General features: G+C 69.1%; 14 protein-coding genes. 7 read left to right on the top strand and 7 right to left on the bottom strand.

The window, feature by feature from the left end:
* Positions 1-158 precede the first annotated feature (158 nt).
* Positions 159-2,183, top strand: a complete 2,025-nt coding sequence (gene ftsH, locus ACFQ7F_RS08015) for an ATP-dependent zinc metalloprotease FtsH (protein ID WP_383267985.1) — start codon at positions 159-161, stop codon at positions 2,181-2,183.
* Between the two features lie 119 nt (positions 2,184-2,302).
* Positions 2,303-2,908 (top strand): GTP cyclohydrolase I FolE, encoded by a 606-nt coding sequence (gene folE, locus ACFQ7F_RS08010; protein WP_383267812.1) that lies wholly within the window; start codon positions 2,303-2,305, stop codon positions 2,906-2,908.
* A 61-nt stretch (positions 2,909-2,969) separates the two neighbouring features.
* On the opposite strand, the gene ACFQ7F_RS08005 is transcribed toward folE, so the two are convergent.
* The 6 genes from ACFQ7F_RS08005 to ACFQ7F_RS07980 all read right to left on the bottom strand — a co-directional run bounded on the left by ACFQ7F_RS08005 (position 2,970) and on the right by ACFQ7F_RS07980 (position 7,944).
* Positions 2,970-3,455: a DUF3180 domain-containing protein gene (locus tag ACFQ7F_RS08005; RefSeq protein ID WP_383267809.1), complete on the bottom strand. Its 486-nt coding sequence runs from the start codon at positions 3,453-3,455 to the stop codon at positions 2,970-2,972.
* Between the two features lie 72 nt (positions 3,456-3,527).
* Complete coding sequence (gene folK, locus ACFQ7F_RS08000; RefSeq protein WP_383267806.1) at positions 3,528-4,139, bottom strand: 2-amino-4-hydroxy-6-hydroxymethyldihydropteridine diphosphokinase; 612 nt, start codon at positions 4,137-4,139, stop codon at positions 3,528-3,530.
* On the bottom strand, positions 4,136-4,495 hold the full coding sequence (gene folB, locus ACFQ7F_RS07995) for a dihydroneopterin aldolase (RefSeq protein ID WP_383267804.1): 360 nt from the start codon (positions 4,493-4,495) through the stop codon (positions 4,136-4,138). Before folB ends, folK begins: the two co-directional genes overlap by 4 nt.
* A gap of 132 nt (positions 4,496-4,627) precedes the next feature.
* Positions 4,628-5,161: a nuclear transport factor 2 family protein gene (locus tag ACFQ7F_RS07990; RefSeq protein ID WP_383267801.1), complete on the bottom strand. Its 534-nt coding sequence runs from the start codon at positions 5,159-5,161 to the stop codon at positions 4,628-4,630.
* A complete protein-coding gene (folP, locus tag ACFQ7F_RS07985; protein WP_383267798.1) occupies positions 5,158-6,030 on the bottom strand; it encodes a dihydropteroate synthase in 873 nt (290 codons plus the stop codon). Before folP ends, ACFQ7F_RS07990 begins: the two co-directional genes overlap by 4 nt.
* 30 nt (positions 6,031-6,060) lie before the next feature.
* Positions 6,061-7,944, bottom strand: coding sequence for a phosphatidylglycerol lysyltransferase domain-containing protein (locus tag ACFQ7F_RS07980; protein ID WP_383267795.1), 1,884 nt, complete (start codon positions 7,942-7,944; stop codon positions 6,061-6,063).
* Positions 7,945-8,106: 162 nt separating this feature from the next.
* Here ACFQ7F_RS07980 and ACFQ7F_RS07975 point away from each other — a divergent pair, with 162 nt between their 5' ends.
* Entirely contained in the window at positions 8,107-9,225 is a 1,119-nt protein-coding gene (locus ACFQ7F_RS07975; RefSeq protein WP_383267792.1) for an alpha/beta hydrolase, read from the top strand.
* Positions 9,226-9,267: 42 nt separating this feature from the next.
* Here the strand turns inward: ACFQ7F_RS07975 and ACFQ7F_RS07970 are convergent, their stop codons facing one another.
* A complete protein-coding gene (locus ACFQ7F_RS07970) occupies positions 9,268-10,425 on the bottom strand; it encodes an ABC transporter ATP-binding protein (RefSeq protein ID WP_383267789.1) in 1,158 nt (385 codons plus the stop codon).
* A gap of 132 nt (positions 10,426-10,557) precedes the next feature.
* Between ACFQ7F_RS07970 and ACFQ7F_RS07965 the strand changes: the two genes are divergently transcribed.
* The 4 genes from ACFQ7F_RS07965 (at position 10,558) to ACFQ7F_RS07950 (ending at position 14,203) form a co-directional block, all read left to right on the top strand.
* Positions 10,558-11,286, top strand: a complete 729-nt coding sequence (locus tag ACFQ7F_RS07965) for an ABC transporter permease (RefSeq protein WP_383267787.1) — start codon at positions 10,558-10,560, stop codon at positions 11,284-11,286.
* On the top strand, positions 11,283-11,963 hold the full coding sequence (locus ACFQ7F_RS07960; RefSeq protein ID WP_383267785.1) for an ABC transporter permease: 681 nt from the start codon (positions 11,283-11,285) through the stop codon (positions 11,961-11,963). The genes ACFQ7F_RS07965 and ACFQ7F_RS07960 overlap by 4 nt, the downstream gene beginning before the upstream one ends.
* Positions 11,964-12,028: 65 nt before the next feature.
* Positions 12,029-13,009 (top strand): ABC transporter substrate-binding protein, encoded by a 981-nt coding sequence (locus ACFQ7F_RS07955; RefSeq protein ID WP_383267782.1) that lies wholly within the window; start codon positions 12,029-12,031, stop codon positions 13,007-13,009.
* A 174-nt stretch (positions 13,010-13,183) separates the two neighbouring features.
* A complete protein-coding gene (locus tag ACFQ7F_RS07950) occupies positions 13,184-14,203 on the top strand; it encodes a hypothetical protein (RefSeq protein ID WP_383267780.1) in 1,020 nt (339 codons plus the stop codon).
* The last annotated feature ends 90 nt before the right edge of the window (positions 14,204-14,293 follow it).

Raw genomic sequence — 14,293 nt, 5'->3', positions numbered from 1 at the left:
CGGGAACCCTCACCCGTTTCCCGGCGTTGAAGCATGCGAAGACGGGTTTGTCAGCCGTCCCGTGCGGCCTCGGGTGACAATGCTGGGGTACCGTCCGAAGAACAGTCTTTATCAAACTCACTATGGCAGGAGGGACGGGGCGTCATCGCTCCGTATGGATGGACGTGAAGCGATACTTCCGTGGGCCAGTCATGTGGATCGTGCTGGCCGTCCTTGCCGTGGTCGTGTTGATGCAGGTCGTCGGTTCGTCCGGCGGCTACAAAACGGTGGACACCGGCCAGGTTGTGCAGGCGATCAACGACGACAAGGTCGAATCAGCCAAGCTCACCACCGGTGATGAGTCGACCATCAAGGTCGAGCTCAAGGACGGCCAGAAGGTCAAGGACAGCAGCAAGATCCAGGCGAGTTACATCGGCAACCAAGGTGTTGCCATCGCCAAGACCTTGCAGGACAAGTACCAGGACAAGAAGATCCCGGACGGTTACACCGTCTCGCCGTCGAAGCAGAACCCGTTCGTCGGCATCCTGCTTTCCCTGCTCCCCTTCGTACTCATCGTCGTCGTATTCCTGTTCCTGATGAATCAGATGCAGGGCGGCGGCTCCCGGGTCATGCAGTTCGGGAAGTCCAAGGCCAAGCTGATCACCAAGGACACTCCGAAGACGACGTTCTCGGATGTGGCCGGATCGGACGAGGCCGTCGAGGAACTCCACGAGATCAAGGAGTTCCTCCAGGAGCCGGCGAAGTTCCAGGCCGTCGGAGCCAAGATCCCCAAGGGCGTGCTCCTGTACGGCCCGCCCGGTACGGGTAAGACGCTCCTCGCGCGTGCTGTCGCGGGTGAGGCCGGCGTCCCCTTCTACTCGATCTCCGGTTCCGACTTCGTCGAGATGTTCGTCGGTGTCGGTGCATCCCGTGTGCGTGACCTCTTCGAGCAGGCCAAGGCGAACGCCCCGGCGATCGTCTTCGTCGACGAGATCGACGCCGTCGGCCGGCACCGCGGTGCCGGTATGGGCGGCGGTCACGACGAGCGCGAGCAGACGTTGAACCAGCTGCTCGTCGAGATGGACGGCTTCGACGTGAAGGGCGGCGTCATTCTGATCGCCGCCACGAACCGCCCCGACATCCTCGACCCGGCGCTCCTTCGCCCCGGCCGTTTCGACCGTCAGATCGCGGTCGACCGTCCGGACATGCTGGGCCGTCTGGAGATCCTCAAGGTTCACCAGAAGGGCAAGCCGGTCGCCACGGACGTCGACCTCGGCGCGGTGTCCCGGCGTACGCCCGGGTTCACGGGTGCCGACCTGGCGAACGTGTTGAACGAAGCGGCGCTTCTCACGGCGCGCGGCGACAAGAAGCTGATCGACAACCACGCGCTCGACGAGGCGATCGACCGTGTCGTGGCCGGTCCGCAGAAGCGGACGCGGATCATGTCCGACAAGGAGAAGAAGATCACCGCGTACCACGAGGGCGGACACGCCCTGGTCGCGGCGGCGTCTCCGAACTCGGACCCGGTCCACAAGATCACGATCCTGTCGCGCGGCCGGGCCCTGGGTTACACCATGGTTCTGCCGGAGGAGGACAAGTACTCCACCACGCGCAACGAAATGCTCGACCAGCTCGCGTACATGCTGGGCGGGCGCGCGGCGGAGGAGCTCGTCTTCCACGACCCGACGACGGGCGCGGCGAACGACATCGAGAAGGCCACCGCGACCGCACGGGCCATGGTCACGCAGTACGGCATGACCGAGCGGCTCGGCGCGATCAAGTTCGGTGGCGACAACTCCGAGCCGTTCCTCGGCCGCGAGATGGGTCACCCGCGTGACTACTCCGAAGAGGTCGCCGCGCTGGTCGACGAAGAGGTCAAGAAGCTCATCGAGACCGCGCACAACGAGGCCTGGGAGATCCTCGTCGAGAACCGCGACGTTCTCGACAACCTGGTCCTCCAGCTCCTCGAGAAAGAGACCCTCAACAAGGAGCAGATCGCCGAGGTCTTCTCGGGCATCGTGAAGCGCCCGGCCCGCCCGGCGTGGACCGGTTCCTCGCGGCGCACGCCCTCGACCCGCCCGCCGGTGCTCTCCCCCCGGGAGCTGTCACTGACGAACGGTGCGAACGGCGCCACACCCGCGGTGACAGCGGGCCCGACGGATACGCCCGTCGATGTGACCAAGGAGGATCGCTCCGAGAGCTGATCCCCGGCGTCTCAGCAGGCCCGGAATGGAAGCTGCGCCCCCCTGGTTCTAGCCTGGGGGGCGCAGTTTTTCGTACGTACTGACGCATTGACGCGTGGAACGCTAGGAACGAGGCACAGATGACCGACCCCGTGACGCTGGACGGCGAGGGCACGATCGGCGAGTTCGACGAGAAGCGAGCCGAGAACGCCGTGCGCGAGCTGCTGATCGCGGTCGGCGAGGACCCGGACCGTGAGGGCCTGCGGGAGACCCCGGGGCGCGTGGCGCGGGCGTACAAGGAGATATTCGGCGGTCTGCGGCTGACGGCCGAGGATGTCCTGACGACGACGTTCGACCTCGGCCACGACGAGATGGTCCTGGTGAAGGACATCGAGGTCCAGAGCTCCTGTGAGCACCATCTGGTCCCGTTCCACGGCGTCGCGCACGTCGGCTACATCCCGTCGTCCGACGGGAAGATCACCGGCCTGTCCAAGCTCGCCCGTCTCGTGGACGTGTACGCGCGCCGTCCGCAGGTCCAGGAGCGGCTGACCACGCAGGTCGCGGACTCCCTGATGGAGATCCTCGAGCCGCGCGGCGTCATCGTGGTCGTCGAGTGCGAGCACATGTGCATGACCATGCGCGGGGTGCGCAAGCCGGGCGCCAAGACGATCACGTCGGCGGTGCGGGGTCAGCTCCGTGACCCTGCGACGCGGGCTGAGGCGATGAGCCTGATCATGGCGCGATAGCGAGCGCCTCAGGATCTCAGGTCCTCAGGGCCCCGCGCCCGTCGGCCGGACGGCCCCAGCCCTATGCGGCCGGGGCAGCCTCGCCGTTTTCGTCCTCGTCCTCCGGGAGACTGCAGACCCGCTCCATGAAGAAGGCTGCCGCTATCACCGCGATGCCCGCCAGGAGCGAGAGGCCGGCGTAGATCGCCTGGTCACGGCGGGGCGGGACGTCCATGTACTCCAGGAGGAAGGCGCCCGTGCCGCCGTACATCCCGGCGACCAGGGCGGCGACCAGGGCGCTCGCCTGGCCGAAGACGACGGCGCGTGCGGCCATCATCGGCTCGACGCCCTTCGCCCCGGGGCGCCGCTCGCGCTGGGCGCGCAGCCGGGAGCGCAGGGAGAGCGCCGTGGCGAGCAGCACCGCGGCGATCACCGCGAGCACGATGGGCGCGGCCAGCGGGACCCCCGGCAGTGTGCCGACGGAGTTCCACAGCCGGGCGCCCGCCCAGGACAGCACTCCGGCCACCACGAAGAGGCCCGCCAGTGTCCTGATGCGCAGGTGCTTCACGGATGACCCTTCGTCGCCTTCGTCGTCGTACGGACCCGCTTCTCGTCATGCGGGTCCGATAGACCCTAACGACTATTCGGGCAGCCTGAGTTCCAGGTCGACACGGGGCGTGACGCCGTCGCGGGTGACCTTTGCGAGCAGATCGGCGACCGCGCCGCGTCCTGCCAGCTGCGCCTCGGGCTCCACGTCGTGCCAGGGGGCGAGGACGAAGGCGCGCTCGTGCGCGCGCGGGTGGGGGAGCGTGAGGACCGGGTCGTCCGAGACGATGTCGGCGTACGACACGATGTCGACGTCGATCGTGCGGGCGGCCCAGCGCTCGTCCCGAACGCGGTGGAAGGCTTCCTCGATCGCGTGCGCCCGCTCCAGGAGCGAGGAGGGCGGCAGGGTCGTCTTCACCACGACGACCGCGTTGAAGTACGACGGCTGGGTGTCCGGGGCGACGCCCCAGGGCTCCGTCTCGTACACCGGAGAGACCGCCTTGACGCGCAGTCCGGGGGTGTCCTCCAGGGCGTCGATCGCGCCCTGCAGCGTCTCCAGGCGGTTGCCGAGATTGCTGCCGAGGGAGATCACGGCCCGTTTGGGGTTGGAGAGGGTGGTGTCGGCGGCGTCGACCTGTTCCACCACGGCGGTGGGCACCGGCTGGACGGTCGGGTCGCTCTGCCCTTGCGTGGAAAACGCGGTCATACTCGGCTCCGGGTGATGGTGACGGTCACATCGTCGAAGGGGACGGTGATCGGGGCGTCCGGTTTGTGGACGCACACCTCGACCTCCAGGACTCCGTCGTGCTTGAGACACGTCTGGGCGATGCGCTCGGCGAGCGTCTCGATGAGGTCCACGGGATCGCCCTCGACGGCGGCCACGACCTCCTCCGCCACGACGCCGTAGTGCACGGTCTTCGCCAGGTCGTCGTCGGCGGCGGCCGCACGGGTGTCCAGGCCAAGAACCAGGTCCACGATGAAGGTCTGGCCCTCTTCGCGTTCCCGCGGAAAGACACCGTGGTGCCCACGGGCCTTGAGGCCGCGCAGCGCGACACGATCCACGCGAATCACTCCTGCAATCGTCGGTATCGGCAGGCTGCACCGAGTGCGGTCGGCACACCAGCCTCGATCGAATCTACCTGCGCGCACTGACAGTCCTTGCCCGCGGGGGCTCTTGGAACCGCCCCTACCCACTCAGGAGGGTGACTCCTCGCCCTCTTCGTCGTCGGTTTCGGCGAGTACGGGTGAGGCGTGGTGTGACCAGAGCTTCCATCCGTCGACTGTGCGACGGAACACATTGGTGGCGACGACGAGCTGTCCGACGAGCGGGCCGAGTTCGCCGCCGCCCTCGGGGGGCGGGCCGCCGCTGAGGATGTTCTCGGTGCAGGTCACCAGGGCGGTGTCACCGGCTACCCCGACGTGCACATCGGTGAGGAAGAACTGGATGTACTCGGTGTTCGCCATGATCAGCGCGTACGACCTGAGGACCTCGCCGCGGCCCGTGAGGACCGGCCAGCCGGGGTGGACGCAGGAGATCGCGGCTTCGTCGCCGTCCTCCGCGATGTCCTCGTCGTCCCGGCCGTCGGGGTCGTCCGGTTCCGGTTCCGGTGCCGTGTCCGCGTCCAGCCAGAGGTCGGAGAGCTCGTCGAAGTCGCCGCGCTCCAGTGCTTCGTAGAAGGCCGTGTTGGCCGCTTCGACCTGTTCCGCGTCGGTCTTGGCCCCGGTCACTGAGGGCCGCCCGCCGCGCTGGTCACGGCGTGTGCGACGCGGACGGCGTCGGCGGTGGCCCGCACCTCGTGCACGCGGACCGCCCAGGCGCCCTGGTGCGCGGCGATCGCGGAGACCGCGGCGGTGGCCGCGTCGCGCTCGCGGGCGGGCGGCGGCGCGCCCTGGGGGCCCGCGAGGACGCGGCCGAGGAAACGCTTGCGGGAGGCGGCGACCAGGATCGGGTGGCCGAGCTCGCGGAGGCGGTCGAGGCGGCCCAGGAGCGCCAGGTCGTGCTCGACGTCCTTGGAGAAGCCGAGGCCCGGGTCGACGACGATGCGCTCGGGGGCGATGCCGCCCTCGATGGCGGCCCGCACGCGCGCGTGCAGCTCGTCGAGGACTTCGGCGACCACGTCTTCGTAGACGGGCTCGGCGTGGATGTCGGTGAGGAAGCCGCGCCAGTGCATCACCACGAAGGGCGCCCCGGCGGCGGCGACCGCGGGGACCATGCGCGGGTCGGCGAGGCCGCCGCTGACGTCGTTCACCAGGACGGCGCCCGCGGCGAGCGCCTGCTCGGCGACGCTGGCGCGCATCGTGTCCACGGACACCGTCACGCCCTCGGCCGCCAGGCCCCGCACGACGGGGATCACGCGCCGCAGCTCCTCGTCCTCGTCGACGCGCGGGGCGCCGGGACGGGTCGACTCGCCGCCCACGTCGACCAGGTCGGCGCCCTGGGCGACCAGGTCGATGCCGTGCTTGACGGCGGCCGTGGTGTCGAACCAGCGGCCCCCGTCGGAGAAGGAGTCGGGGGTCACGTTCACGACCCCCATGACCGCACAGCGGCCCCACTCCGGCAGCCCCTCGACCGTTCCCCGCCCGCGCAACGTACTCATGCCTCCAGCCTAGGCCCGTGCGGGCGGGCTCTATGCCGCCCGGACCTCGTGCTCTGCGGTCCCGTGCGGGCAGGGGCGGGGCTGCGCGCTCCCCCTGCGCAGGAAGCGGGGCAGCGCGAGGGTGACGAAGCCCTCGGCCTGCATGGCCGCGAAACCGATGCGGGGGAGGTCCTTGGAGGAGCGGTAGACGACGAAGCGGGGCTCCCAGCGGGGGCGGAACTTCGCGTTGAACTTGTACAGGGACTCGATCTGGAACCAGCGCGACAGGAAGACGAGCAGGCCGCGCCAGGCGCGGAGCACCGGGCCCGCGCCGATCTTCTCGCCGCGTGCGAGTGCCGCGCGGAACATCGCGAAGTTGAGCGAGACCCGGGCGATGCCGAGCTTGGGAGCGGCCTGGAGGGCGGCCACGATGAGCAGCTCGTTCATGCCGGGGTCGGCCGAGCGGTCGCGGCGCATGAGGTCAAGGGAGACGCCGTCCTTGCCCCACGGTACGAAGTGGAGGACGGCCTTGAGGTCTCCGTAGGGGCCCGGTTCGTCGTCCTGCTTGTGTGCGGTCGCGATCAGACAGTCGCCGTCGTCCGGGTCGCCGATGCGGCCGAGCGCCATGGAGAAGCCGCGTTCGGTGTCGGTGCCGCGCCAGTCGTCGGCGGCGCGCTGTATGCGCTCCAGTTCGCGCTCCCCGAGGTCACGCACGCGCCGTACGCGCGTCTCGTAGCCATTGCGCTCGATCCGCTTGACCATCTGGCGTACGTTGCGCATCGCACGCCCCGACAGGGAGAAATCCGCGACATCCACCACCGCCTCGTCGCCCAGTTCGAGGGCGTCGAGGCCGGTCTCGCGGGTCCAGACCTCGCCGCCCGTCTCGGAGCAGCCCATGACGGCGGGCGTCCAGGAGTGGGCCTTCGCCTCGTCCATGAAGCGCTCGATCGCGCCGGGCCAGGCCTCCACGTCGCCGATCGGATCACCGCTGGCGAGCATCACTCCGGAGACGACGCGGTAGGTGACCGCCGCCTTGCCGCTGGGGGAGAAGACGGCGCCCTTGTCGCGGCGGAGCGCGAAGTGGCCGAGCGAGTCGCGTGCGCCGTGCTTGTCGAGCAGGGCGCGCAGCTTCGTCTCGTCGTCCTCGGTGAGGCGCGCGGCCGGGTGTTCGGGGCGGAAGGCCAGGTAGATGGTGGTGAGGGCGGTGAGCATGCCGAGCGCGCCCAGGGAGTAGCCGACCGTCCAGGACGTCCGTCCGTAGTAGTCGACCGGGCCCTCGAAGCCGAACAGGCCGTACAGGACGTGCGCGAGGCGGTCCGTGATGCTCGGGTCCCCGATGACCTTGCCCGGGTGGACGCTGACGATCACCAGGCCGAGGAGGAGGGAACCGGCCCCGAGGAGCACGAAGTTGGCCACGGCCCGCCAGCGGCTGCGCGGGTCGGGCAGCGCGGCGAACTCACGGGGGTGGCGCAGAAGGAGTGCCAGGAGCGCGAGTGAGATCAGTACGCCGATGACCGAGTGCCGGTAGGCGAACTGGGCCACGGCGCCGGCCGGGAGCAGCACCACGGCGGCCCGCCAGGCCCGCCGTTTGCGGCGGCGCAGGCCGTGCGCGAGCAGCAGCAGGAGCACGCCCGTGCTGAGTGCGAGCGCGGCGGCGAAGGGGCCGAGCGCGCCGGGCAGGACCTCGGCGATAGCGTGCATGCGGCTGTTGCGGAAGCGCGGGAAGACACCGGCCGCGACATTCAGCAGGCCCACGAGGGTGCAGGCGCGGGCGACGATGGTCGGTACGGCCTCGGGGCGTGGGCCGCGGAGCAGCCGACTGAGTCTGCTGTGGATGCCGTCACGGAGCCCGCCGGTACGGCGCCGACCTTCGGGTCGGCTGCCCTCACTGCCCGGAACCCCGTTCGACATTTCCGCATCTATCCTGACAGACATCGCATCCCGTGGTTCTGCGAGAGACCTTGAATCCGGCACCAAAACGGCATCCGGCGACATTGCGCCCTCTAGGACGGTCCTTCTGGGAGTCGGGTTCCTCCCAAACGGAAAACCGCCGGAAAAGAACGCCGGAACAGGCAGAAAGCGTAGGCAGAACACCCCATGGGTCTGACGAGCAAAGCGGTCCTCGCGCTGGCGGTCCTCCTCGCCGTCATGCTGTTCATCGGCACGGTATGGCTCTGGCCGCGCCTGGCCAGACAGTCCTGGCGGGCCGTCACCGGCCGTATCGGACTCCTCATCGCCACCCAGCTGGCAATCTTCGCCTCGGTCGGCCTCGCCACCAACCAGGCCTTCGGCTTCTACGCCACGTGGGCGGACCTTTTCGGCCAGGAGACGAGCCCCGGTGTCGTCGTCGACCACGATCCCGCCAAAGGCGGAACACCCGTCGACGTACGCAGCACCAGGACCGTGAACGTGCCCGGTGGCGACAGGCCCCCGACCGGTGGTCAGATCCAGAAGGTCGTCGTCAGCGGGAAGGAGTCGGATATAGCGAGCCCCGCGTACGTCTACCTTCCGCCCGAGTATTTCCAGCCCCGGTACAAGGACCGCAGGTTCCCCGTGTCCGTGGTGCTCACCGGCTACCCCGGCACCGCCGAGGCGCTGGTCAAAGGCCTGCACTACCCGCAGACCGCCCATCTCCTCGCCAAGCGCGGCCAGATGCAGCCGATGATCCTGGTCATGATGCGGCCCACCGTGGCGCCGCCGCGGGACACCGAGTGCGTGGACGTCCCCGGCGGTCCGCAGGCCGAGACGTTCTTCGCCAAGGACCTGCCCGGTGCCATCTCGGCGCACTACAGGGCGGGCCTGACGGCCGGGAGCTGGGGCGCCATCGGCGACTCGACGGGCGGCTACTGCGCCCTGAAGCTCGCCGCGCACCATCCCGACGTGTACGCGGCGGGGGCGGGACTCTCCGCGTACTACAAGGCGCCGATCGACGTCACGACGGGCGATCTCTTCCAGGGCGACAAGGAGTTGGAGCAGCGTGCCGACCTCATGTGGTACCTCGACCGCATGCCGCCGCCCAAGACGTCTCTCCTTGTCACCACCAGCAAACAAGGCGAGGACAACTACGAGGAGACCAAGGCGTTCATCGGCAAGGTGAAGTCGCCGACGCGGGTCTCGTCGATCACGCTCGACAGCGGCGGGCACAACTTCAACACGTGGCGCCGTGAGATCCCCGCGGCGCTGGAGTGGATCAGCGGGCGCCTTGACGGCAAGTAGCGGCTGGCCGGCAAGCGGAGGGTCGGCTTCGGTGGCAGCGCCTCAGCTCTTGCCGATGGCCGTGATGGTCTCCAACTCGACGTCCCCGCGCGCGATGTCGCGTGCGTCCGCCGCCGTCGACCTGCGGAGCGCCTCGTGCAGCCGGGCCGGGGTGAGGATGCCGAGGAAGCGGCCCTCGCTGTCCTTGTCGATGACCGCGATCCAGCCCGCGTCGTGCTGGAGCATCGTCGCGAACGCCTGCTTCAGGGTCGCCCCCACCGGAAGCCACGCCTCCATGCGGCGCGCGTGGTCCCGGACCGTCCCCGGGCCGCCGTGTGCGTGCTCGGCGGCGATCCAGCCGTGCAGGTTGTTCTCGCCGTCGAGGACCACGGCCCAGCGGGCGTCGAGCTTCGCGGGCAGCGGGTCGTCCAGGTGCAGGACGGGCGGCTGCTCCAGGTCGCCCTCCTCGATGGGCGTCACGGAGAGGCGCTTGAGGCCGCGGTCCGCGCCGACGAAGTCCGCCACGTAGTCATTGGCCGGTGCGCCCAGGATCGTCGACGGGGTGTCGAACTGCTCGATGCGGCCGTTTCCGTAGACGGCCATGCGATCGCCGAGGCGGACCGCCTCCTCGATGTCGTGCGTGACGAAGAGAACGGTCTTGCGGACGGCCTGCTGAAGGCGGAGGAACTCGTTCTGCAGGTGCTCGCGCACCACGGGGTCGACGGCGCCGAACGGCTCGTCCATCAGGAGCACAGGCGGATCGGCCGCGAGGGCGCGGGCCACGCCGACGCGCTGCCGCTGGCCGCCGGAGAGCTGCTCGGGGTAGCGGTCGCCGAAGGTGGCGGGGTCGAGGCCGACCAGGTCGAGGAGTTCGGCGGCGCGCTCGCGGGCCTTGGCGCGCTTCACGCCGAGGAGGTGCGGGACGGTGGCCGTGTTCTCCAGGACCGTTTTGTGCGGGAAGAGACCGACTTGCTGGATGACATAGCCGATGCGGCGCCGGAGTTGGACCGGGTCGATGGTCGATATGTCATCGTCCTCGACGAATATCCGGCCCTCGCTCGGCTCGATGAGACGGTTCACCATCTTCATCGTCGTCGTCTTGCCGCATCCCGACGGGCCGACGAGCGTGACCAGTTCGCCCTCGTTGACCTCGAAGGACAGGTCGTCGACGGCCGTGGTGCCGTCCTCGTACCGCTTGGTGACGTGCTCGAACCGGATCATGATTCCCCATTGTTGCGGGCGATATGTAAAGCCCATGTTGCGCCAGTACGACGAGTCTCGGCGATTGTCAGTGCTGCGCGTTAAGGTCGCCAGACGGCCTCAGAAATCGGTACTCGGGGGGAGTGGGGCGCGATGAGCGAGCAGAACTGTCTGGTGACGAACGACTGGATCTGCGGGGAGTACGTGCGCTCACGCAGCCAGGAATTGATCGACGCCACCGTGCAGCACGTGGGCATCACCGCGGCCTCGGTCGCCATCGGCGTCGCCGTCTCGCTGCCGCTCGCACTGCTCGCGCGGCGCTGGCGCTTCCTCGCGGGCCCGATCCTCGGCCTGACGACCGTGCTGTACACGGTGCCCTCGCTCGCGATGTTCTCGCTCCTGCTGCCCTTCTTCGGACTCTCGGCCTCGCTGGTCGTCACGGGCCTCGTGCTGTACTCCCTGACGATCCTGGTCCGGAACATCCTGGCGGGACTCCAGGCCGTGCCGGAAGAGGCGCGGGAAGCGGCCAAGGGCATGGGGTACGGCCCGCTGCGGCTGCTGTGGGAGGTCGAGCTGCCGCTCGCGCTTCCCGCGCTGCTCGCCGGCGTCCGCATCACCACGGTCGCGACGGTGGCGCTGACGACCGTAGGGGCGATCGTCGACTACGGAGGCCTCGGTTCGCTCATCCTCGACGGCCTCGACACGACCTTCAAGGCGCAGGTCCTCACGGCTTCCGTGCTCTGTGTGCTCCTCGCCGTCGTCGCCGACCTGCTCCTCCTCGCCCTCCAGAGGTGGCTGACGCCCTGGACACGCGTCCATCGCATACGTACGAACCGTTCCGCCCGCGCGAAGCGCCCGGCCAAGGTGGCTGAACCTGCATGAACGCGATATCCGGCGCGTACGACTGGCTGACCACGGACGCCAACTGGCAGGGCGAGAAGGGGGTGTGGCACCGGCTCGCCGAGCACCTCTACTTCAGCGGTGTGTGTCTGGCCGTCGCGTGTGTGATCGCGCTGCCGATCGCCCTGTACCTCGGCCACATCGGCAAGGGCGGCGCCCTCGCGGTGAACATCTCGAACATCGGCCGTGCGGTGCCGACGCTCGCGGTGCTCGTGCTGCTCACGCTCACCCCGCTCGGCGAGCACGGGGACATACCGACACTGATCGCGCTCGTCCTTTTCGCGGTGCCGCCCCTGCTGACCAACGCGTACATCGGGATGAGCGAGGTCGACCGGTCGGTGGTGGAGGCCGCGCGGGGGATGGGCATGAGCGGCGGCCAGCTGTTCGCGCGGGTCGAGCTGCCCCTCGCGTACCCACTGATCATGACCGGAGTCCGGTCCGCGGGCGTGCAGGTCGTCGCCACGGCGACGCTGGCCGCCATGGCGGGCGAGGGGGGCCTCGGCCGGATCATCACGGCCGGGTTCAACCTGCAGAACACTCCTCAGGTGGTGGCGGGGGCGCTGCTCGTGGCGCTGCTCGCGCTCTTCGTGGAGGTGGTGCTCGTCGTGGTGGGGAAGGTCTTCAATCCCATGCGAGGGCGCTCGGGGGTCGCGCAGTGATCTCCGAGCGGCAGTTTGCGGCAGTTTTCAGTGTTTCCCAAGGCTTTCGAAATGGTGGTTCACCGATGAACAGCACAACGCGTCGCGCGCGACGGATGGCAGGGGCGGCCGTGGCCGTCGTGGCGCTGACCGCGGGGCTCACCGCGTGCGGCGGTGACAGCCTGGAGAAGGACGGCAAGGGCGGCGACAGCGCGGGCGATTCGGGTGGCAAGGGCAAGCTCGTGGTCGGCTCCGCCCGTTTCACCGAGCAGAAAGTGCTCGCCGAGCTCTACGTGGGAGTCCTCGAGGACGCCGGGTACGACGCCGAGGTCAAGACCGTCCAGAACCGCGAGGTCTACGAACCCGAGCTGAAGAAGGGCGCGATCGATGTCGCTCCCGAATACGCGGCGACGCTCGCGGAGTTCCTCAACCTCGGCAAGAACGGCCCGAAGGCGAAGCCGGTCGCCTCGAATGACGTGGACGCCACGGTGACCGCGCTGAAGAAGCTCGCCGAACCGCGCGGCCTGAAGATCCTTCCGGTCGGTGAGGCGGTCGACCAGAACGCGTTCGCGGTGAGCAAGAAATACGCGAAGGAGCACAACCTCAAGACCCTTTCGGATCTTGGTAAGTCCGGCGAGAAGGTCAAGATCGCCGCGAGTGACGAATGCGAGTCGCGGCCGTTCTGCGCTCCGGGGCTGAAGAAGAAGTACGGCATCGACGTCGCGGGAATCGACCCCAAGGGTGTCGGCACCACGCAGTCCAAGCAGGCCGTCAAGAACGGCACGGACCAGCTGGTGCTGACCACGACCACCGACGCGACGCTCGACAGCTTCGGCCTTGTGGCCCTTGAGGACGACAAGAAGCTGCAGAACGCGGACAACATCCTTCCGGTGGTGAACGCCAAGGACGCGGGCGGCAAGGCGATAGCCGACGCGCTCGGGAAGCTGACCAAGGCGCTGACGACGGAAGATCTCGCGGAACTCGACCGGAAGGTCGATGTGGAGCGGCAGAAGGAAGCCGATGTCGCCAAGGAGTATCTGGAGTCGAAGGGATTGATCAAGAAGTAGCGCGGCCGAAGGCGGCATCCTCGAAGTGGCTCGGCCGAAAATGGAGTTGAGTGGCCGAAGAGGAGCGACAAGAGTGCCGAAGAGGAGCGACAAGAGTGGGGAGTCGGCACTGTGGCGTTGTCATTTTGGCGGGCGGGGCACCAGAGTTCGCCCACGCGCGGTAAGTTTCTGGCCATGCCACGTGGACGTCACCGCCATTCCCCACCCTTGCACAGGCTGCTTCCTCCCTCGACGGTCGCAAGCCTCTCTCTTGTCTGCGCCGGTGGCGCCTGGCTGTTCGCGGAACCCATCGTGCTCCGCGGCCTCGCCGCCGCCGCGGCCGCGGCGACCGTCGTGGGCTCGGTCGTCATGCGCCGCTGGGACCTGGCGGCGGGCAAACGCGTCGCCGAGCTGGAGCGGGGCCGCAAGAGCGACGAGTGGCGCTACGAGGAACGCATAGCCGAGTGCGAGTCCGACCTCGACGAGTCCCGCGAGCTGCGGGGCCGCCTGGAGACGAAGCTGCGGTCCAAGCGGGCCGAGCTGGCCGCTCTGCGCAACGAACACGCGGCGCTGCTGCGGCGGTACGCGACGGCGGAGACCGAGCGGGCCAGCGCCCTCGAGGGGCGGCGGCTGCTTGCCATCGAGGCGTCCACGCCGGTCAGGGCGCTGCCGCCGGCTCCGATCCGTGCGCAGACTCCGCCTCCCGTACAGACCCCGGCCCGTGCCGAGGCACCGGCTCCCGTCGTGCGCCCGGGGGCGATCGCGCCTCCGTCGTTGTACGAGCGGGCGAACACCGCGCTCGACCGGATGACGCCGAGACCTTCCCGCGACGGTGGGATTTCCCGCCCGCGTGCGGACGGGGACGAAGCGCGGGGGAAGTCCGGGGCGGCCGAGGGGTACGGCGGGCATGAGCGCGCGGTCGCCGTCGCGCCGCCCGCGCAGAGGCTTCGTCCGGCCGTCCAGGGAGGCTTCGACTTCTTCGGTACGAAGAGCGAGGCGAGCGCCGGGGCGCTGGAGTCCGTACAGAACGTGGACCTCGCCGACGTGGTGGGCGAGGAGGCACTCGCCGTGCACAAGGCGGAGGCCGAGGCGGAGTTCAAGAGGGCGCCCGAAGGCGATGCCGAGCGGGGCGTGGGTCAGGTCATCGACCTGACGGCGCACGACGAGACCGAACAGATCGACGTGGCGGAGCTGCGGACCGCGTTGCGGGCGTAAGGCAGTCCCTGCGGGGCTCTCCCCAATCCCGCCCCTTCCCGAAACTGGGGCTCCGCCCCAGACCCCGTACAAGATGTCCTCAAACGCCGG

The sequence above is a fragment of the Streptomyces sp. NPDC056486 genome, assembly GCF_042795295.1.
Lineage (GTDB): Bacteria > Actinomycetota > Actinomycetes > Streptomycetales > Streptomycetaceae > Streptomyces.
This window is presented reverse-complemented; position numbering and strand designations above follow the sequence as displayed.

What these genes read in the sequence shown, in the direction of transcription:
- ftsH (WP_383267985.1), top strand. Translation starts at nt 159, where the DNA reads ATGGACGTGAAGCGATACTTCCGTGGGCCAGTCATGTGGATCGTGCTG.
- folE (WP_383267812.1), top strand. Translation starts at nt 2,303, where the DNA reads ATGACCGACCCCGTGACGCTGGACGGCGAGGGCACGATCGGCGAGTTC.
- folK (WP_383267806.1), bottom strand. Translation starts at nt 4,139, where the DNA reads ATGACCGCGTTTTCCACGCAAGGGCAGAGCGACCCGACCGTCCAGCCG.
- folP (WP_383267798.1), bottom strand. Translation starts at nt 6,030, where the DNA reads ATGAGTACGTTGCGCGGGCGGGGAACGGTCGAGGGGCTGCCGGAGTGG.
- ACFQ7F_RS07980 (WP_383267795.1), bottom strand. Translation starts at nt 7,944, where the DNA reads ATGTCTGTCAGGATAGATGCGGAAATGTCGAACGGGGTTCCGGGCAGT.
- ACFQ7F_RS07975 (WP_383267792.1), top strand. Translation starts at nt 8,107, where the DNA reads ATGGGTCTGACGAGCAAAGCGGTCCTCGCGCTGGCGGTCCTCCTCGCC.
- ACFQ7F_RS07970 (WP_383267789.1), bottom strand. Translation starts at nt 10,425, where the DNA reads ATGATCCGGTTCGAGCACGTCACCAAGCGGTACGAGGACGGCACCACG.
- ACFQ7F_RS07965 (WP_383267787.1), top strand. Translation starts at nt 10,558, where the DNA reads ATGAGCGAGCAGAACTGTCTGGTGACGAACGACTGGATCTGCGGGGAG.
- ACFQ7F_RS07960 (WP_383267785.1), top strand. Translation starts at nt 11,283, where the DNA reads ATGAACGCGATATCCGGCGCGTACGACTGGCTGACCACGGACGCCAAC.
- ACFQ7F_RS07955 (WP_383267782.1), top strand. Translation starts at nt 12,029, where the DNA reads ATGAACAGCACAACGCGTCGCGCGCGACGGATGGCAGGGGCGGCCGTG.
- ACFQ7F_RS07950 (WP_383267780.1), top strand. Translation starts at nt 13,184, where the DNA reads ATGCCACGTGGACGTCACCGCCATTCCCCACCCTTGCACAGGCTGCTT.